Annotated in this window: 17 protein-coding genes and 1 riboswitch; of the genes, 11 read left to right on the top strand and 6 right to left on the bottom strand. The window is 63.6% G+C overall.

Annotated elements, in window-relative coordinates:
• Positions 1 to 49 precede the first annotated feature (49 nt).
• Complete coding sequence (locus tag K1X15_RS06310; RefSeq protein ID WP_338033491.1) at positions 50 to 973, bottom strand: shikimate dehydrogenase; 924 nt, start codon at positions 971 to 973, stop codon at positions 50 to 52.
• A 351-nt stretch (positions 974 to 1,324) separates the two neighbouring features.
• On the opposite strand from K1X15_RS06310, the gene K1X15_RS06305 reads away from it, so the two are divergent.
• From K1X15_RS06305 to K1X15_RS21405, 3 genes are all read left to right on the top strand, one after another.
• Positions 1,325 to 2,263, top strand: coding sequence for an alpha/beta hydrolase (locus K1X15_RS06305; RefSeq protein ID WP_220306648.1), 939 nt, complete (start codon positions 1,325 to 1,327; stop codon positions 2,261 to 2,263).
• A gap of 2 nt (positions 2,264 to 2,265) precedes the next feature.
• A complete protein-coding gene (locus K1X15_RS06300; RefSeq protein WP_220306647.1) occupies positions 2,266 to 2,742 on the top strand; it encodes a DUF3237 domain-containing protein in 477 nt (158 codons plus the stop codon).
• A 114-nt stretch (positions 2,743 to 2,856) separates the two neighbouring features.
• Positions 2,857 to 2,982, top strand: coding sequence for a hypothetical protein (locus tag K1X15_RS21405; RefSeq protein ID WP_276315313.1), 126 nt, complete (start codon positions 2,857 to 2,859; stop codon positions 2,980 to 2,982).
• Here K1X15_RS21405 and K1X15_RS06295 read toward each other — a convergent pair.
• Together K1X15_RS06295 and K1X15_RS06290 are read right to left on the bottom strand one after the other, a co-directional pair.
• Positions 2,979 to 5,072: a CHASE2 domain-containing protein gene (locus K1X15_RS06295; RefSeq protein ID WP_220306646.1), complete on the bottom strand. Its 2,094-nt coding sequence runs from the start codon at positions 5,070 to 5,072 to the stop codon at positions 2,979 to 2,981. The two genes, K1X15_RS21405 and K1X15_RS06295, sit on opposite strands and share 4 nt — an antisense overlap.
• An 8-nt stretch (positions 5,073 to 5,080) precedes the next feature.
• On the bottom strand, positions 5,081 to 5,995 hold the full coding sequence (locus tag K1X15_RS06290; protein WP_220306645.1) for a helix-turn-helix domain-containing protein: 915 nt from the start codon (positions 5,993 to 5,995) through the stop codon (positions 5,081 to 5,083).
• Between the two features lie 161 nt (positions 5,996 to 6,156).
• Between K1X15_RS06290 and K1X15_RS06285 the strand changes: the two genes are divergently transcribed.
• Positions 6,157 to 8,163 carry an aldo/keto reductase gene (locus K1X15_RS06285; RefSeq protein ID WP_220306644.1) on the top strand — a complete coding sequence of 669 codons (2,007 nt, stop codon included), beginning with the start codon at positions 6,157 to 6,159 and terminating at the stop codon, positions 8,161 to 8,163.
• Positions 8,164 to 8,206: 43 nt separating this feature from the next.
• On the opposite strand, the gene K1X15_RS06280 is transcribed toward K1X15_RS06285, so the two are convergent.
• Complete coding sequence (locus K1X15_RS06280) at positions 8,207 to 9,625, bottom strand: MFS transporter (protein WP_220306643.1); 1,419 nt, start codon at positions 9,623 to 9,625, stop codon at positions 8,207 to 8,209.
• A gap of 158 nt (positions 9,626 to 9,783) precedes the next feature.
• A riboswitch (FMN riboswitch) is annotated at positions 9,784 to 9,928 on the top strand.
• 99 nt (positions 9,929 to 10,027) lie between these two features.
• On the opposite strand from K1X15_RS06280, the gene K1X15_RS06275 reads away from it, so the two are divergent.
• From K1X15_RS06275 to iolB, 7 genes are all read left to right on the top strand, one after another.
• Positions 10,028 to 10,999, top strand: a complete 972-nt coding sequence (locus tag K1X15_RS06275) for a DMT family transporter (RefSeq protein WP_220306642.1) — start codon at positions 10,028 to 10,030, stop codon at positions 10,997 to 10,999.
• A 111-nt stretch (positions 11,000 to 11,110) separates the two neighbouring features.
• Positions 11,111 to 11,947: a MurR/RpiR family transcriptional regulator gene (locus tag K1X15_RS06270; RefSeq protein ID WP_220306641.1), complete on the top strand. Its 837-nt coding sequence runs from the start codon at positions 11,111 to 11,113 to the stop codon at positions 11,945 to 11,947.
• Between the two features lie 123 nt (positions 11,948 to 12,070).
• Positions 12,071 to 13,990, top strand: coding sequence for a bifunctional 5-dehydro-2-deoxygluconokinase/5-dehydro-2-deoxyphosphogluconate aldolase (locus K1X15_RS06265; RefSeq protein WP_240549676.1), 1,920 nt, complete (start codon positions 12,071 to 12,073; stop codon positions 13,988 to 13,990).
• A complete protein-coding gene (iolD, locus tag K1X15_RS06260) occupies positions 13,987 to 15,834 on the top strand; it encodes a 3D-(3,5/4)-trihydroxycyclohexane-1,2-dione acylhydrolase (decyclizing) (RefSeq protein WP_220306639.1) in 1,848 nt (615 codons plus the stop codon). Before K1X15_RS06265 ends, iolD begins: the two co-directional genes overlap by 4 nt.
• Positions 15,835 to 15,844: 10 nt before the next feature.
• Positions 15,845 to 16,762: a myo-inosose-2 dehydratase gene (gene iolE, locus K1X15_RS06255; RefSeq protein ID WP_220306638.1), complete on the top strand. Its 918-nt coding sequence runs from the start codon at positions 15,845 to 15,847 to the stop codon at positions 16,760 to 16,762.
• A gap of 57 nt (positions 16,763 to 16,819) precedes the next feature.
• On the top strand, positions 16,820 to 17,068 hold the full coding sequence (locus tag K1X15_RS06250) for a DUF3329 domain-containing protein (RefSeq protein WP_220306637.1): 249 nt from the start codon (positions 16,820 to 16,822) through the stop codon (positions 17,066 to 17,068).
• Positions 17,013 to 17,813 carry a 5-deoxy-glucuronate isomerase gene (iolB, locus tag K1X15_RS06245; RefSeq protein WP_220306636.1) on the top strand — a complete coding sequence of 267 codons (801 nt, stop codon included), beginning with the start codon at positions 17,013 to 17,015 and terminating at the stop codon, positions 17,811 to 17,813. Before K1X15_RS06250 ends, iolB begins: the two co-directional genes overlap by 56 nt.
• A 6-nt stretch (positions 17,814 to 17,819) precedes the next feature.
• Here the strand turns inward: iolB and K1X15_RS06240 are convergent, their stop codons facing one another.
• Together K1X15_RS06240 and iolG are read right to left on the bottom strand one after the other, a co-directional pair.
• Positions 17,820 to 18,191, bottom strand: coding sequence for a VOC family protein (locus tag K1X15_RS06240; RefSeq protein WP_220306635.1), 372 nt, complete (start codon positions 18,189 to 18,191; stop codon positions 17,820 to 17,822).
• Positions 18,192 to 18,309: 118 nt separating this feature from the next.
• Positions 18,310 to 19,347, bottom strand: coding sequence for an inositol 2-dehydrogenase (gene iolG, locus K1X15_RS06235; protein ID WP_220306634.1), 1,038 nt, complete (start codon positions 19,345 to 19,347; stop codon positions 18,310 to 18,312).
• Positions 19,348 to 19,389: the final 42 nt, after the last annotated feature.

Raw genomic sequence — 19,389 nt, 5'->3', positions numbered from 1 at the left:
TCCTCCCTTTTGCATTCCATGCCGGCGCCAAGGGCCCCGGACACTCTCCTCACCCCGGCTGACTGACCGGAGAATTCTCTGTTCCGAAGGACTCGAACGTCACCCGCATGGCGTCGGCGTCTGCCGGCAGGCCGGTGAACAGCTCGAAAGCCTTGACCGCCTGGAACACGGCCATTCCAGCGCCCGACATGGTCCGGCATCCGAGCGCTCGCGCCTTGGCCAGCAGTGCCGTCTCGAGCGGGAAATAGACGATATCGGCCACCCAGGTCTGGCGGCGCAGCAGGTCAGGATCGATGGGCAGGCCCGGCGATTTATCCATCCCCACGGGTGTGGTGTTGACGATGCCGTCGAACACCATGTCGGCGAAGTCGCCATGCCGAGCCGCCCTGACATGGGTTTCACCGCTCGCGAAACGGCCGGCAAGTTGCTCGGCCCGCCCTTGATCGATGTCGGCGATAACCAGTTCGCTCACCCCGCACTCAACCAGGGCATTGGCAACGGCCGACCCGGCGCCTCCCGCCCCGAGCTGAAGCACGCTTCGGTTGGGCGCGCCTGCCATTTCGAACCGGAAGGCCTGGGCAAAGCCCCAGAGATCGGTGTTGTAACCAATGGCCCGGCCGTCACGGAACACCACGGTGTTCACGGCGCCCACACGGGCAGCGCCATCGTCGACGTCGTCGAGATGGGTCATGATCGCCTGTTTGAAAGGATAGGTGACGTTCAGTCCTGCGAAACCGAACAGCTTTGCGCAGGAAAGTATGTCACCGATTGACGGAGCGCCGGCCCCTCGATGCGCTGTGTCGATAAGGGTGTATGTGTAGTGCAGGCCCTGCCTGCCGCCCTCTGCCATGTGCATGCGCGGTGTACGGGACCGCTGGATATTCTCGCCGACCAGGCCGACCAATACCGATCGGAGCGCAGGCCGGGACGCGGTCCTGTTCAACTCAACGCTGGCAGAATGAACCAACGGCACGAAAGTCTCCTCCCCAGGCGTAAGGCACGCCAGCGCAGTCCAGGCTCAACCGCGATCGTCGAATGTCCGCGGCCCCAGGATCATTGGAAGCACTTTGTACGAACTGGTTAGTTTAGTCAATATTGCTCGTGACGGAAGGGTGTCCATTGCATTCGGCAAACATCCAATCTGGCAATTTCTTGTTCCATAACTGATAGTTACGGGGAAATCACGCTACTGCCCGAGGCCCTAGCGGGCTGTGGACGGCGACCGCACCGCACCTGCGGACAGGCACAACATGCATTGACATGTACGAACCGGTTAGTACGCTAGATTCAACGACCCTGATCGGCGGTCGAAGGAGGCGATTTCGTGCTGAACACTGAACTGGAGCCGTTCCTGGCTGCGTGGAACGAAAAATGGTCGCGGCTGCCTCAAGGCGCCAAACCGGCAGATCGCCGAGCGCTGTTCGAGGTCATCGCCAGGGAAATGCGTCTGCCAACGCCCGAAGGCGTGGAGACCACCGCGGAGCATTGGGTGCCGAGCGCTGCCGGGGACGTGCGCGTCCGCATTTTCCGCCATCAGGGCGACCAGATACAGCCCTGCCTCATCTACATGCATGGCGGGGCCTGGATGCAGGGGAGCCCGGAGACGCATTGGGACATCACGGCACGCATCGCAGCCGCCAACCGGCAAACAGTGATCAGCGTCGACTATGCCCTGGCGCCCGAACATCCCTTTCCGGCCGCTATCACCCAATGCCAGGACGTTGTGCGCTGGGCCAATGCGAACGCCAGCGCGCTGGGGATCGACCCGGAGCGGATCGCCGTGGGCGGCGACAGCGCCGGAGCCAATCTCGCGGCTAGCCTGGCACTGGCGTTTCGCGACTCCGACATCCGGATCATCGGGCAGTTGCTGGTTTATCCTGCTGTCGATTTCGAAATGCAGCGCCCGGCCTATGTCGAGAATGCCCATGCGCCACTGCTCAGTGTCGCCGGGATGCCGGCTGTGAACGCCATGTACTGCCCCAATCCCGAGGATCGGCGGAATCCGCTGGCGGCGCCGATGCTGGCCGAACGCCATGACGGCCTGCCGCCCGCCTTCGTTGCCGTCGCGCAGTATGATCCGCTCCGAGATGACGGCCTCGACTATGCCGCAAAGCTGCGTGAATCCGGCGTTTCGGTAGAGCTCGATACCGGCGCCGGATTGATTCATGGCTATCTGCGGGCAATGGACTATTGCGCAGCCAGCCGTGACAACCTGGGCCGGATGTGCTCCTGGCTTGATCAGATGAACAGGTCTGCCACTTGATCATGGATGGTGTTCCCCTGCCCTCGACGCCGCGACTGGAGTTCGCCTTTTCCATTTCGGCCGAAATAGGCCAGGCGCGTAGCGCCGGTCGCCATGGCCAGGGAGAGCGCCTCCACATCCCCATCCTCTCGGGACGGGTGGAAGGGCCGCGCCTGAGCGGCACCATCCTTCCAGGCGGGTCGGACTGGCCCCTGATCCGTCCCGACGGAACCTCGGAGATTTCGGCGCGCTACACGATCCTGACTGCCGACGACACGCCGATCCTTGTCCACAATGACGGTCTCAGGGTCTCTTCGCCGGACGTCCTGGCCCGTTTGCGGCGGGGCGAAGCGGTCGACCCGGCAGAGTACTATTTCTTTTCAACGCCCCGCTTCGAGGCACCGGACGGCCCCTATCGCTGGCTCAGCGACACCATCTTCGTTGCGTCATTGGCGCCGCGTCCCGGCGGCATCGAAATTCGTGTCTTCGCCGTCTGTTGACCCATTGCCTTGCACCGCTTCCCGTAATTGACTGCGTATCGGAGGAACCGCCGGTTGCATTCAGCACCGGCGTTCACGCGTTTTCGCGATGCTGAAGCAGAGGAGAGCAGCACGATGGACTACAATGACGATTCCGGTCTCGACTTCATCGAGGGCTTTTCGCTGCTGGCCGGCGCCATCTGGATCATAGGTGCACTGCTGATCATTGCGTTGGTCTTGCTGGGGCAAGGCCGAGTCTAGGCGGCCGACACGTCCCGAAAGTCCCCCGCGCGCTCGACGCAGGCAGCATAAAAACGTCCCAGGCGGCTATCCACCGCGATTGCCGCACGTCGGCAGACGTCAAGCGACTGGGCGTGATCAGCGCCCGTCGCGAGATCGGCAAGCAGCCGGCCATGGGCCTGGGTCAGGGCAGCAAAGGCAGCGCCCTGGGCCGTGATGGCGTCTCCAACCAGAATGTGAACCTGCTCCCGCTCGCTCATGCCCTTGAGCTCCACCGCTCCGGCCGGCAGCAGTGCGAGATGCGGGACGGCCGAGGCGGTCTGTCCGGTCACCAATATGTCGTGTCCGACATGGCGGCACATGCCTTCGATGCGGCTGGCGACGTTGACGGTGTCGCCAATGCAGGAATAGTCGAAGCGTTGCTCAAAGCCCATATTGCCGACCAGGGCCGGACCGGTAGCAATGCCGATACCGATCGAGATCGGTTCGCGCTCGGAAGCATTGAGCCGGTCAAGCGCGTCGCGCATCTCAAGCGCGGCGCGGCAGGCCCGCTCGGCGTGACGCTCGACCTCGACAGGCGCGTTCCAGAACGCCATCACCGCGTCGCCCATGAACTTGTCGATGGTGCCGTGCTGTTCGACAATGGCCGCGCCCAGCGCCGCGAACAAGCGATTGAGAATGGCCACCACGGCCGAGGGCTCGGTGCGTTCGGCCAGGGCCGAGAAGTTGCGAACGTCGCAGAACATCACTGTCAGCTCCCGCACGTCTCCGCCAAGCCGCAGCAGCCGGCTATCGGTTTCGATGCGGGTCAGCAGCGAGGGTTCGACATAGTGGGCGAAGGCGCGGCGGATGCGGCGCCGGTCTGCATCGGTGACCGCGAAGCGGAAGAAGGCCATTGCCGCATAGATCAGCAAGGCGCCGAGCAAGGCGAAACTGGGGTCGATCAGGAGCCTGGGTACGGAAAAGGCCCACCAGCTTGCCCCGAGCAGCACGCCGCCAATGGCCAGCGAGACGATCAGTCCGGCGATCGGGCCGGTGAAGATCACGGCGAGCACGATGAGCAGTCCGGCCAGCGCGAAGATCGCCATTTCCAGCCCTCCGACCCAGTCGGCCCGAACCAGATAGGTGCCGGTCAGCATCTGTTCGAGCGCCTGGGCGTGGATGGAGACGCCGGGCACCGCGACGCCCAGCGCGCTGGCCCTGATATCGAGCAGGCCACTGGCAGAGGCGCCCACCAGCACGATCTGGCCGGACACCAGCGGGGCCAGGTCCTGATAGTCATCCGAGAGCAGGTCGCGGGCGGAGACGTAGATGTCCGGTGGCAAATGCCGGTAGTAGAGCCAGATGTCGCCGCTCGGCCCGGTGGGCACCGAGACATCGCCGATACGCAATTGCTCCACCGTGCCGGCGTCGGCGCTGTCCCCGATGACCACCAGGGTCGACACACCCAGGGCAACACGCAGGGCTTCGGCGGACAAGGTCGGCAGCACGGAGTTTCCGCTGCGCCAGAGCATGGGCAGGCGTCTTGCGACGCCGGCGCCATTGCGGTCGAGGCTGGCCACGCCGAGCCCCTGGGCCGCTTCGGTGAGCGCAGGCAGAGGCTCGGCCGCGCCTCCCAGTTCCGGCAGCATGCCCAGCGGGTCCGAGCCTGTCATGGCCAGTCCCGATTTCGGCGCGAGGTTCGTGGCGGCGGCCCGGCTGCTCTGGGCCAGGCTCAGTACCGTGGGGCCCCTGGCCAGCGCCGCGGCAAAGCGCGCGTCATAGTCCTCTCCGCCCCCCGCCACGGAGGACGGCGAGAGCCGGTCAGGCTCGCTGAACAAAAGATCGAAAGCGATCGTGGCGGCGCCAAGCTCGGTCAGGCGCTCCGCGATAATGGCCATGGTGCTGCGCGGCCAGGGCCACTGCCCCAGTTCGGCCAGGGAGGGCTCGTCGATGTCGATGATCCGGATGGGCAGCTCCTGCGGCACCTCACGCGGCCGCAATTGCTGGAAGACGTCGAACGTGGTCTCCCGCGCCACTGCCAGGGCATAGGGGTCGGCGGCGCGCACCAGGGTCAGCCCGGCGATGACAGCGAGGCCAAACAGCAATGCCAGCCAACCCCGCCTACCCATGCAATGCCTCAGTTGTAGCGGCCATCGACCGCCATTGACGGGGCCGGGGCCACCTCTGGGCGACTGCGCACCTCGCGACGGAAGTCGCTGGGCGACATGCCCGCAATCTTGCGGAACGACTTGTTGAAGGCGCTGAGCGATCCAAAGCCGCTGTCCATCGCCACCGCCAGAACGCTCGCCTCTTCCTTCATCAACAGGGCCTGCGCATAGGACAGGCGCATGAGGTTGATATAGTCGTTGAGGGTCATGCCCGTGCATTTCTTGAAGACGGTCATGGCGTATTTGGGGTGGATATCGGCGGCCACCGCAATGTCGACGGAGTCGATCTCCTCGCGGAAATTGTCGGCTATGAAGTCGCAGATGCGCACGACGATGGGCGAGATATGCGGATCCAGTCCCCCGGCATCGGCGATGGGCTGCGTCTCAGGCAGCAGGCGATAGGGCGAGAAGCGCAGGCGCTCGATCCGCAACAGCAGCTCATCGACCGCCAGGCTGGCCTTCATCGGGTCGCCCGATCTTGTGTAGTCCAGCCAGCGCTCGAAATTGACCGGGTCGGCTGCGTCGGTGGCGCCGGAGACCAGCGTTGCCCCCTGCATCAACCGCGCTTGGACATCGGCCGGCAGGCGCAGCCGGAAGAAATGCACCAGCGGCAGATGACCGCCCGCATAGATGAGATCGTCGGAGGCGTCGTCGAGACGGTGCGGCTGCCCGCCCCAGAACAGTGCAAAGTCACCGGCTGCGAACCGGGCTTGGTGGCCAGCCATATGGTAATGCGCCCAGCCGCGAACGATGTAGTTCACCTCCACCTGCGCATGCCAGTGATCTGCTCGCATCAGGCGCGGCGAGGTCAGAAACATCTGCAGCGCCGTGGGGACGCGTTCGACGCCATTGGCCCGAGGCTCGTAATAGGGGCGCGTATCCATCTTACTTTCCGCCCGATCTGCATACCCGAAATCGGGGTATGGCTCCTTGGGTCGCGCTAACTTAGAAATCGCACGGCTCAAGAGCAATTGAAAAGCATGCCTCTCAGGCGGCTGGCTCAGCCATCCGGACAACGATCCGCACCTTCCTGAGGAAACCAGATATGACCGACACCAAGATTCGCTGGGGCATTATCGGCCCGGGCAGCATCGCCAAGGCATTCCGCGGTGGGCTCAATGGCAGCCAGCATGGCGTGCTGTCCGCCATCGCCACCCGCAATCCAGATCGGCCGGGCCTTCAGGACACATTCCCCGAAGCGCGCATCGTGCATGGCTATGAGGCCCTGCTCGCCGACAAGGACATCGACGCGGTCTATATCGCGGTGCCGCATCCGGGCCATGCCGAATGGGCCATCAAGGCCGCCGAAGCGGGCAAGCATGTGCTGGTGGAAAAGCCCCTGGCGCTCAGCGCGCATGAGGCCGATGCGGTGTTCCATGCCCATCGCAAGGCGGGCACCTTTGCCGGCGAAGCCTTCATGTACCGCCTGCATCCGCAGACGGCCAAGATCGTCGAATTGCTCCGCTCCGGCACGATCGGTGAAGTGCGGATGATCCAGTCGAGCTTCGGCTTCTCGATGGGCACGTTCCAGCCGGAGCATCGGCTGTTCGCGTCGGCGCTGGCCGGCGGCGGCATCATGGACGTCGGCTGCTATCCCGTCTCGATGGCGCGGCTGATCGCCGGTGTGTCCGTGGGCAAGGACTATGCCGATCCGGTCAAGGTCGCGGGTACGGCCAATCTCAATGCCGAGGGCACCGACGACTGGGCCGCGGCCACGCTAACCTTCGAGAACGGCATCGTGGCGCAGGTCAGTTGCGCCGTGATGGCCAACCTCGACAATGTCCTGCGTATCCACGGGTCGGAAGGCCGGATCGAGGTGCCGGACTTCTGGTTCGCCGGCGGCAATCGCGACCAGGGTCTCGGGCGCATCGACATCATCAAGGGCGGGAAGACCGAGACGATCAGCGTCAACGAAACCGCCCATGTCTATGCCTTCGAGGCCGAGGCGGCGTCGCAGGCGATCCTTGCGGGCAAGCAGGAATTCGACGCCCCCGGCATGAGCTGGGGCGATACGCTGGGCAATCTGCGCGTGCTCGACAAATGGCGCGCCGATGCGGGCGTGGAATTCTCGATCGAAACGCCGCAGGTGCGGACCCGGACCCTGGACAATCGCATTTTGGGTCCCAATACCGGCATCATTCCCAAGCGCTCCATTCCCGGCCTTGCCAAGCAGGCATCGGCGGTCGCGCTCGGCTTTGAGGACTTCAAGACCTTCTCGTCCGGCGCCATCCTGCTCGATGCCTTCTGGGAGCGCGGCGGCAATATCTTCGACACCGCCTTCATCTATGGCGGCGGCTATACCGAAAAGCTCTTCGGCATGTGGCAGAAGAGAAGCGGCGTGCGCGAACAGGCCGTGGTGATCGGCAAGGGCGCCCATTCCCCGCTGGTCTATCCCGATGTCATCGGCAAGCAGTTGACCCAGTCTCTGGACCGTCTCCAGACTGATTATGTCGACATCTATTTCATGCATCGCGACAACACCGACGTGCCGGTGGGCGAGTTCGTCGATGCCATGGATGCAGAGGTGAAGGCGGGCCGTATTCGCGGGCCGTTCGGCGGGTCGAACTGGACCAAGGAACGCATGGACGAAGCGATCGCCTATGCCGAAAGGACGGGAAAGACCAAGCCGCAGGCGCTCTCCAACAACTTTGCGCTGGCCGAAATGCTCGACCCGATCTGGGCCGGATGCGTAACCGCGGCGACACCGGATTTCAAACAGTGGCTGGTCGACCGGCAGGTAACGAACTTCTCCTGGTCGAGCCAGGCGCGCGGCTTCTTCACCGACCTTGCCGGTCGGGACAAGCGCGACAATGAGGAACTGGTGCGCTGCTGGTACAATGACCAGAATTTTGGGCGACGCGACCGCGCGATCGAACTGGGCAAGCAGCTCGGCCACTCGCCGATCCACATCGCCCTGGCCTATGTGCTGGCCCAGCCCTTCCCCAGCGTGCCGCTGATCGGCCCGCGCCGGCTGGTGGAGCTGGAAGACAGCCTCAAGGCCTTCGAGATCAAGCTGACGCCGGAACAGGTGCGCTGGCTGGAACAAGGCTGATCGAAATGAGAAGGCCCCGGAGCGATCCGGGGCCTTTCAGTTTCTATTCGCTGGCAAAGGCCGCAATCGGCGTACTTTTTGCCAGATGCACCATGCGGAGCGCGGCGAGGAATGCCAGCCCCGCAAACACCACCGCGACAACGAAAAGCGGCACGATGGCGAGCAGGATCGCCGCGTTGTCGGTGGCCTGGGCATAGCCGGCCGCGTTGGCAGCGACACCGGCCAGGGCGGCGCCGAGGGCATTGCCTGCCGACTGGGTCGTGGGAAGCAGTGCCGAGGTGCGGTCACGCTCAGCATCGCTGCTGGCCTCCATGATGGTGAGCATGGTGTAGCCATTGGAAATGCCGAAGCCCATGCCAATGGCCAGCTGTGCAACAATCAGAATGACCGGCTGGGTCAGCTGGAGCCCGGCAAATACGCCAACCAGCCCCAGCGCAAGCAGCACAGGCCCAAGGCGGATGAGGATACGTCGGGTGGACCGCCTGCGCACATTGGCAACCGTCACGGAAGACAGGCTCCAGCCGATGGCCATCACCGCCCCGATGATTGCCGCCTGGGTCGGGCCGTATCCCCACAATTGCTGCAACAGCAGCACCAGATAGACACCCGTGGCCGCGCCGGCGATCGGCATGAGCAGGAACATCCAAAGCCCGGACCCCACCGCTGAACGCAGGGAAAAGGCATCAGGCGGCATCAGTCGCTCGATGCTCCGCCGGTCGAGCCACACCGCCATGATGAGGGCAACGGCCGCGACGGCGAGCAGCAGTCCCGCCTGCATTGGCGGTGCGATGGCGGCCAACGCCACCAGCATGGTCCCGCCGCCGATCGTCACCAGCCGCAAGCCCGGGAAGCCGCTGCTCTGGGTCACCCTTTCACCCTGCGGCACGACAAGGAGCACCATGGTGCCGAAGATCAGCACCAGCGGGACATTGACGAGAAAGGCAGCGCGCCAGGAAATCAGCTCCGTAAGCGCCCCTGCCCCGGCCGGGCCGCCAAAGGCCGCAATGGCCCAGACCATGGCCTGCATTCCGAACACCTTGGGCACCAGTCGGCTGGGGAACAGCTCAGGGATGAGCGCAAAACAGAGCGCGGCAACAACGCCCTCGCCGAACCCCTGTATCGCCCGGCCCACCAGCACCTGCGACATGTCTCCGGCGGTCGCGGCGATCAGCGTGCCCACTAGGAACACCCCCGCCAGGCCCAGCAGCGAGCCACGCGATCCCAGCCGACGCTTGAACAGGGCTGCGGCCGCGCCACCGACAATGGCAAAGACCAGATAGAGCGTGGTCGCCCAGGAAATGACCTCGATGCCGCCCAGCTCCTGTACGGCCGAGGGCAGAGCCGCCGAAGTGAAGAACGCATTGAATGCGAACAGGGACACGCCCAGGGCAAGAATGGTTGTGACAGCCAGATAGCGGGGGCCGAAAATTTCGGCCCAGCGGCCTTCCACGGTTTCAGACATGACGGGTGCCTTATTAAACAAGATACCACTTGTTTAATTAGAGCCGGGGCGGAATGCAATCCGATTTCGCTCAAATTTTGGGCAGAACCGGTATCACCCCTGTGCGTGCTTGTCAGACCCGGCCAACTGGCCTATCTAAGCCCCTGCAGGCTTGCCTGCATTGTTCTCAGGGCGGGGTGAAATTCCCCACCGGCGGTAAAGGCAGACATGCCAAGCCCGCGAGCGCTCCCGACCATCGGGAGGTCAGCAGATCCGGTGTAAATCCGGAGCCGACGGTCACAGTCCGGATGAAAGAGAACGGGACAAAGCGCCTTTGCCGGCGCGCGTGGCTATTTGGCTGCGCCATTTTCGGCATGTCGCCTCCCGTAACCCTGAGGAAACTGGTTACGGAAAGGACGACAGATGAGCCAGATTTCCTCGACTTCCAACAGCGCCGCAACGTCGGGCGCCGCCTTCATGGTGGTGGCCAGCATCGTGTTTGCAGGCACCAATGTTCTCCAGTCGGTTCTGCCGACGCCCGCCGAATGGGGCGGCTTTGGCATGAGTTCGACAGGTATGGCCTTCTGGCAGTACGTGATCGCCTCTATCCTGGCGCTGCCCCTGATCCTCAGGATCGGCCTCTCAAACCTGCGGACCAGGCGCCCGGTCGCCCACGAGATCCGGGCCTTCGTCTCGGCCCTCGGCGTCCATGTCTTCGTCTATGGCTTCGCCTCTGGCGTGCCGATCTGGCAGATGGTGACCCTTCTGGCCACCGGCCCGCTCTTCATCATTCTTGGCTCCGCCCTGTTCCTGGGTGAGAGGGTGTCCTCGGCACGCCTTGCTGCCTCCATTATCGGCTTTGTGGGAGCCATCATCGTCTCGGGCGTCGGAACTGAAAGCCTTGGCTGGCAGGCGCTGATCCCGATCACTGCCGCTGCGCTCTGGGCCGGCACCGATGTGCTGACCAAGTATCTGGCCCGCAAAGGCGAGAGCCCTGAAACCATGACCATCTCGCTGCTGGTCCTGATGACGCCCAATCATCTTGCCATTCTCCTCGTGGCCAATGCCCTTTCTGGCATCCTGCCCATGGGTATGGCGCCGGGTTTCCCGTTTGCACTGCCCGATGGCACCGGCCTCTGGCTGTTGTTGCTGCTCGGCGCCCTGACGGCTGTCGCGCAATATCTGCTGGCCTTCGCCTATAAGGTTGCGGACGCGACCTATCTGCAGCCCTTTGGCGACCTCAAGGTGCCACTGAGTGGCCTGGTGGGCTGGATTGCCCTGGGCCAGGTGCCATCGCAGTGGTTCTGGGTCGGTGCGGCGCTGATCGTGGCTGCGTCAGCCTTCATCTACTGGGTGGAGAACCGTGGCGCACCGAGCCGCCTGCAGCCCGCCTGACAGGTTCCAGCATCGCAGTTCAAGGGCAGGACGGGTTCCGTTCTGCCCTTTTTCTTGCCGTGAGGCGCGATTCATTCCAGATATGGAACGTCCATTCCACGGGAAGCCGCCATGTCCGCGCCGCCTATTGTTGCCCCAGAGGATTTCGAAGCCCTTCGTGCCGCAATCATGGCGCAGCGAACCACACTGCCCAAGCGGCTCATGCAGGTCGGCGCCTATGCGCTGGAGCATCCGGACGAAATCGCCTTCGGCACCACGGCCAGCATAGCGCAGGCGGCGCAGGTGCAGCCGTCCACGCTGGTGCGGTTTGCTCAGAACTTCGGTTTCGATGGCTTCTCCGGCCTGCAGCATCTGTTTCGAGCCCGGCTCAAGGGGCGGAACTCATCCTACGAAGACCGGCTCCGGCAGATCGAGGAAAGCGGGGCCGAAGAGGCGGAAAGCAGCACCATCCTCAAGGGTTTCATCGCGGCGGCCCATCAGAGTCTGGAGGCGCTGACCGCCACCATCGATGCGGATCAGTTCGAAAGAGCCGTTGCCCTCTTGGCAAAGGCCGACACCATCTACCTCATTGCCCGACGTCGCAGCTTTCCCATCATCAGCTCAATGGCTTATGCCTTTGGCAAGCTCAAGGTGAGTTGCCAGGTGGTCAGTTCGGCCATCGGCAATGATGACGACATCCTCACCCTGGCATCACCCGTTGACGCGGCCATCGCGGTCAGCTTCTCGCCCTATGCAGCGGAGAGCGTGGTGCAGGCGCAGAGCCTTTCAGAGCGGGGGGTTCCCGTTGTCGCGCTCACCGATTCCGCCCTGTCGCCGCTGGCGGCCTGTGCCACCGAGTGGTTCGAACTGATCGAGGCGGATCACGCGGGCTTCCGCTCCCTTTCCGCCAGCCTGGCTTTGGCCACAGCGCTTACCGTCTGCGTTGCGGAGCGCCGCCGGCAGATCTAGGCGCGGTGACGCCCGGATCAAATGCTGCGGATTCTCGTTTGGAACGAACATTCCATATTGAATGAAATCAGAACCTGTGTTTCATTCTCCGTGACAGTTCGCAGCCCGGAGGAGGAGCAGGCTTTGGCCCCAGGCTATGAAAACACCAAAGACAACAAGCTGGACGTGATCACGATTGGTCGCGCCTCCGTGGACCTCTACGGCCAGCAAATCGGGACGCGCCTCGAGGACGTTGGCAGCTTCGCCAAGTCGGTCGGCGGCTGCCCCACCAACATCGCCGTCGGCACGGCACGACTGGGCCTCAAGTCGGCTTTGATCACGCGTGTGGGCGACGAGCAGATGGGGCGATTCATCCGCGAGCAGCTGGTTCGCGAAGGCGTGGAGACCGCCGGAATTGTAACCGACCCCGAACGCTTGACCGCGCTCGTGCTGCTGGCTGTCGAGAATGACAAGTCCTTCCCGCTGATCTTCTATCGCGACAATTGTGCGGACGCGGCGCTGAACGAGGACGACATTCATGAGTCGTTCATCAAGTCGGCCCGGGCCGTGCTGGTGACCGGCACGCATTTCGCCAAACCGAACAGCGACCGGGCGCAACGCAAGGCGATGCGCATCGCCCGCGCCAATGGCAGCAAGGTCATTTTCGACATCGACTACCGCCCCAATCTCTGGGGACTGGCGGGCCATGATGCTGGCGACAGCCGCTATATCGCCTCGGACGCCGTATCCGAGCATCTCAAGACCGTCCTGCCCGAGTGCGACCTGATCGTGGGCACGGAGGAAGAAGTGCTTATTGCGGCCGGCGCGGCCGATATCCGATCCGCGCTCAGGACGATCCGGACACTCTCCTCCGCCGTGATCGTCCTGAAGCGTGGGCCCATGGGCTGCATCGTCTATGAGGGGCCAATCCCGGACGATCTGGAAGAGGGCATCGTCGGCAAGGGCTTTCCCATCGAGGTTTACAACGTATTGGGGGCCGGCGACGCGTTCATGAGCGGCTTCCTGCGCGGCTGGCTGCGCGGGGAGAGCCATCAGACAAGTGCTACCTGGGCCAATGCCTGTGGCGCCTTTGCGGTGAGCCGGCTGCTCTGTGCACCCGAGATTCCGACCTGGCCAGAACTGCAGTACTTCCTCGAGCACGGCAGCACCGAGAGGGCGCTGCGCAAGGACGAGGCGATCAACCATGTGCATTGGGCGACCACCCGGCGGCGCGAAATTCCCAAGCTCATGGCCCTGGCGATCGACCATCGCAGCCAGCTTGAGGACATGGCGGGCGGCGATGCCGGCAAGCTGGCGCGCATCCCCGATTTCAAGGTTCTGGCTGTCCGTGCTGCTGCTCAGGTCGCGAATGGGCGCGACGGATTCGGTATGCTGCTTGACGACAAATATGGGCGCGACGCGCTTTACGCTGCAAACGCCCTGCCCGATTTCTGGGTGGCCAAGCCGATCGAGCTGCCGGGATCGCGCCCCCTGCAGTTCGAGTTCACGCAGGATCTCGGGTCGCGCCTGGTAGACTGGCCGGTGGATCACTGCATCAAGGTCCTGTGCTTCTTTCACCCGGACGACCCGGCGGAATTGCGGCAGGTCCAGATCGCCAAACTGCGTTCGGCTTTCGATGCGGCGCGCAAGATCGGCCGGGAATTGCTGGTCGAGATCATTGCCGGCAAGCATGGGAAATTGAGTGACGATACGGTGGCGCGCGCGCTGACGGAGATTTACGATGCCGGCATCAAGCCGGACTGGTGGAAGCTCGAACCGCAGGCCAATGCTGCGGCATGGGCGGCCACCGATGCGGTGATCGAAGCGCGAGACCCGTTTTGCCGCGGTGTGGTCCTGCTGGGGCTCGATGCACCGCAAGCGGCGCTGGAGGCCGGATTCGCGGCGGCCAAGACGGCGCGAACCGTCAAGGGTTTCGCCGTGGGTCGCACAATATTTGGTGACGTAGCCCGCAAGTGGCTGGATGAACAGACAAGCGACGAAGAGGCCGTAGCCGAAATGGCCAAGCGGTTCGGGGCGCTGGTAGCGATATGGGAGCGGCCATGAGCCAGAAGACAATCCGACTGACGATGGCGCAGGCCGTGGCGCGGTTCCTGAGCGCCCAGAAGACGATCATCAATGATGAGGCGGTGCCCATCTTTGGGGGCGTCTGGGCGATTTTCGGCCATGGCAATGTCGCCGGGGTGGGCGAGGCGCTGCATGCGGTCAAGGATAAGCTGCCGACCTATCGCGGCCAGAACGAGCAAAGCATGGCCCATGCAGCCATCGCCTATGCCAAGGCCAATTTCCGCCGCCGCTTCATGGCCTGCACGTCCTCGATCGGGCCGGGCGCGCTCAACATGGTCACGGCCGCGGCCCTGGCGCATGTCAACCGCATACCGGTGTTGTTGCTGCCCGGCGATGTGTTCGCGAACCGACTGCCCGATCCGGTGTTGCAGCAGGTCGAGGATTTCGGCGACGGCACTGTTTCGGCCAATGACTGCTTCAAGCCCATCAGCCGCTATTTCGACCGCATCACCAGACCAGAGCAGATCATTCCGGCACTGCGCCGCGCCATGCAGGTGCTGACCGACCCGGCCGAATGCGGGCCGGTGACCCTGAGCCTATGCCAGGACGTGCAGGCAGAAGCCTATGACTATCCCGAGAGCTTCTTTGCCGAGAAGATCTGGATGCCCCGGCGCATCATGCCGGACGCCGATGAGTTTGCCATGGCGGCCGCGGCGCTGAAGCTGTCGAAGAAGCCGGTGATCATTGCCGGCGGTGGCGTGCTCTATTCGGAGGCCAGTGACAGCCTGGCCGCCTTCGCAGAGGCGCATGGCATTCCGGTGATGGAGACACAGGCAGGCAAGAGCGCCCTGCCCCACGACCATGCGCTCAATATGGGCTCGGTCGGCGTCACGGGCACGTCCGCGTCCAATCGCCTGGCCGAGGAGGCCGATGTCGTGCTCGCCGTCGGCACGCGGCTGCAGGATTTCACCACCGGTTCCTGGGCCTTGTTCAAAAACGAGGACCTCAAGATCATCGGGTTGAACGTGCAGGTGTTCGACGCGGCCAAGCACAATGGCATGCCGCTGGTGGCTGATGCGCGGGTCGGGTTGGAAGCGCTCGGTGCCGCCCTCATGGGCTGGCAGGTCGATTCCGCATGGACCGGGGGGGCCCAGGAGGGCAAAGATGAATGGCTGAAGGCGGCAGATGCGGCGCGGGCCGCGTCCAATGCGGAACTGCCCTCGGACGCCCAGGTGATCGGCGCGGTGCAACGCGGCCGGAGCAAGGCGACGCTGGTCTGCGCCGCCGGTGGCTTGCCGGGTGAATTGCACAAGCTGTGGCGCGCGGAAGCGCCAGGCAGCTACCATCTCGAATATGGTTTTTCGACCATGGGCTACGAGATTGCCGCCGGGCTGGGCGTCGCCCTGGCACGACCGCAAAGCGACACCCTGGTCATGGTCGGCGACGGCAGCTATCTGATGATGAACTCGGAAATTGTCAGTGCCGTGATGCTGGGCGTTCGGCTCACCATCGTGGTGCTCGACAATTCCGGCTATGGCTGCATCAATCGGCTGCAGATGGCCACGGGCGGCGCCAACTTCAACAACCTCTTCCGCGACACGCGACACGAAACCATGCCAAGCATCGACTTCGCCGCACATGCCGCAGCCATGGGCGCGACGGCGAGGAAGGTGGCTTCGCTTGCCGAACTGGAAGCGGCATTGAGCGAGACAGAGGGTGCGGCAGGCGTCCATGTATTCGTCATCGACACCGACCCGCTGATTACCACGGATGAAGGTGGTCACTGGTGGGACGTGGCCGTGCCGGAAGTCAGCGATAGGCCGCAGGTCAATGCGGCGCGCGAGGCCTATGTGAAGGCGCTGAAGGCCCAGAGGGCCGGGTAGGAGAACAGGAATGAAAGCCAAGCTCGGCATGTCGCCCATCGCGTGGTGGAACGACGATCTGGTCGAATTGAGCGATGACGTCTCGCTCGAAGAATGCCTCAGGCAGTCGCGCTCGGCCGGGTTCACCGGCATGGAGAAGGGGCGACGCTTCCCCGACGATCCGGATGTGATGCTGCCCATTCTCAAGGCGGCCGACGTCACACTGTGCGGCGGCTGGTTTTCAGGCACTTTGGTCGATGAGGACATCGGGGCCAACAAGGACCGCATTCAGCCCATGATCGAGCTGTTCAAGGCGGTTGGCGCCCCCTGCATCGTCTATGGCGAGGTGGGTCGCTCGATCCAGGGCAAGCGCGAGGTGCCGCTTGCCAACAAGCCGAAACTCTCCGACGACGAGATGAAGGCCTATGCCCGGAAGGTGACCGAGTTCGGCGAATGGTGCGCCGACCAGGGCATGCCGCTGTCCTACCATCACCACATGGCGGCAGTGGTGGAGACCGAGCCGGAGCTGGACGCCTTCATGGCCGCGTCGGGCGAAGGCATCCCGCTGCTGCTCGATGCGGGGCACCTCGCCTTTGCGGGAGGCGATGTTCTACGCGCCATCGACAGGCACCATGCACGCATCAACCATGTGCATGTGAAGGATATTCGCCGCTCGGTCGTGGACGCGCTGGACCGGAGCAAACAGAGTTTTCTCGATGCGGTAGCGCTGGGCGCCTTCACCGTGCCGGGTGATGGCTCGCTGGATTTCGGCGCCATCGTGCAGCGGTTGGCGGACCATGGCTATGAGGGGTGGTTCGTGGTCGAGGCCGAGCAGGACCCCGTGAAGAACCCGCCGCTCAAGATGGCCCAGATCGGCCACAAGGAACTGATGCGGGTGATGACGGCGGCCGGCTACGCAGTCGAGACGCAGGGATTCCCGAAAGGGTGAGTCTTTTGAACCGGTTGTGCTAAAGCCTTGCCGAACTGAATCACGCGGGAGGCGAGCATGGCCCTGAAGGAAAACGATCTCAAATGGTTCCGCCCGCTCTGGCGTCGGGTCGCGGTTGCCGCTTTCCTGCTCCTGTGGCTGGGTTGGGAACTGTTCTACACCAAGGACACGTTCTGGGCCGTGCTTGTGGGTGCAGCCCTGGTCTATGTGGCCTGGAACTTCTTCTACAACTTCCCCAAGGAGCAGCCCAATGACGCACTCCCCCCTGCTGGTTCGGCCGACGACGAAAACCGGCAAGATCCATGACGTGACGCCGGCCTCGGCCGGCTGGACCCATGTCGGGTTTGGGCTGCACCGGCTGCAATCGGGCGAGGCCTATGGCGAAGAGACGGGCGAGCGCGAAGTTTGCCTGGTGCTCGTCAGCGGCAAGGGGCGTTTTGCCGTCGATGGCGAGGATTTTGGCGAACTGGGCGAACGCATGAGCCCGTTCGAGGGTGCCCCCTGGGCGCTCTACGTGCCGGCAGGCCGCCATTGGGCGGTCGACGCAACCACCGATCTGGAACTGGCGGTCTGCTCGGCGCCGGGCGGCGGCGACTACCACGCCCGGGTGATCGCGCCGGGCACGCATCCGCGGATCAGCCGCGGCAAGGGCGCCAATGTGCGCCACGTCTACAACATCATGCCCGAGGATGACGGGGCAGCCAATGCGCTGCTGGTGGTGGAAGTGATCACGCCGCAGGGCAATACCTCGTCCTATCCGCCGCACAAGCACGACCGAGACAATCTGCCCCATGAGAGCCAGCTCGAAGAGACCTATTACCACCGCATGAATCCGTCCCAGGGTTTCGCCTTCCAGCGCGTCTACACGGACGATCGCAGCCTGGATGAGGCGATGGCGGTGGAAGATGGGGATGTGACCCTGGTGCCGCGGGGGTATCATCCGGTCGCCACGACGGCGGGCTATGATCTCTATTATCTCAACGTCATGGCCGGTCCGAAGCGGGTATGGAAGTTCCACAATGCGCCGGAACACGAGTGGCTGCTGAAGTAGCCTCGGTCATACGTGCTGATCGAACAGGATGACATTGCCGTCCGGATCGGTGATCGAGAAGTTCGCCGGTCCGGTCGATTGCGGGTCGATTTCCGTTCCCGCGTCGATTCCGCTGGCACTGAGCGCCTTCTGGATCTGCCGAATATCGGTGAAACTCGGCAGGGTTTCGGAATTGGCATTCCAGCCCGGATTGAAGGTCAGGATGTTGCTGTCGAACATGCCCTGAAACAGACCGATCACATGGTCGCCGTTCTTCATGATCAGCCAGTTCTGAGCCTCTTCGCCCATGATCGCGACAAATCCAAGCTTCTCGTAGAAGGCGCGAGAGGCGGAGATGTCCTTGACGGCGAGGCTGACGGAAAAGGCGCCGAGTTCCATATTGTCCTCCCTGGTCAGACCAGGGAAGACTATGGATCAAAGGCCCTCGTCGCAAGGCGCGAGGCCTATCGGGCTTCCGAACCGCTCGAAACTCAAGGCGGCCCGTTGTGAATGTGGATCAGCGACCCTGGAAGACTGACTTGTCGGCCAATGGACCGGTGATCTCGCTGACCTTGACCGCCCTTCCCTCTTTGACGGATTTGAGGGCTGCTTCGGCGAGCGCCAGGGCAATCAGCCCGTCGGTGCCGCTGGGCGAGGCGGGAGATTTCGATTCCACGAAATCGATGAAGCTACTGATTTCAAAGGCATAAGCCTCCGTGTAGCGGGTCATGAAGAAATCGTGCAGCGGCGGGCGCGTATAGCCACTGGCATTGGCGATCTCGACGGAGACCGGGCGCTGGTTCTCCGCCGCCACCGCCCCCTTCGAGCCATGAACTTCAATGCGCTGGTCGTAGCCATAGGTGGCGCGACGTGAATTGGAGATGGTGGCGTGCTTGCCCGATGCCGTGGCAAGCATGACCGAGGCACTGTCATAGTCTCCGGCGTCGCCAATGGCCTTGTCGACCAGCACGGAGGCCTGGGCCGAGACAGTTTCGATTTCCTCGCCCAGGAGAAAGCGCGCCATGTCGAAGTCATGAATCGTCATGTCGCGGAAAATGCCGCCGGAGCGTTTCACATAGTCGGCCGGAGGCGCGCCCGGATCGCGCGAGACGATGGTGACCATTTCCACGTCGCCGATCTGCCCGTCCGCGATGGCCTGCCTGACGGCGCGGAAATGCGGATCGAAGCGGCGGTTGAAACCAACCATCAGCGTCGCCCCGGTTTCGTCGACGACGCGCAGACAAGCCTTAACCCGCTCGACGTCCAGGTCGATCGGCTTCTCGCAGAAGATGGCCTTGCCGGCCCGGGCAAAGCGCTCGATCAGGTCCGCATGGGTGTCGGTTGGCGTGCAGATGATGACGGCGTCGATATCTGTTGCTGCCTCGATGGCTTCGATGGTGCGAACCTCGGCGCCATACTGGGCAGCCAGAGCGTTGGCAGCATCGGCCATGGCATCGGCCACGGCGACCAGTTTGGCCAGCGGGTTGGACGTGACGGCCTTGGCATGCACCTTGCCGATGCGACCTGCACCGAGCAGGCCAAAACGAACGGTCATCGAAAGAAACTCCACCTTTTGCCGGGCCTCAATCGGCCCGGC

Origin of the sequence: Devosia salina (genome assembly GCF_019504385.1) — a bacterium.
Lineage (GTDB): Bacteria > Pseudomonadota > Alphaproteobacteria > Rhizobiales > Devosiaceae > Devosia > Devosia salina.
Note: the sequence above shows the minus strand (reverse complement) of the source record. Positions and strands in the feature narration are given on the sequence as shown.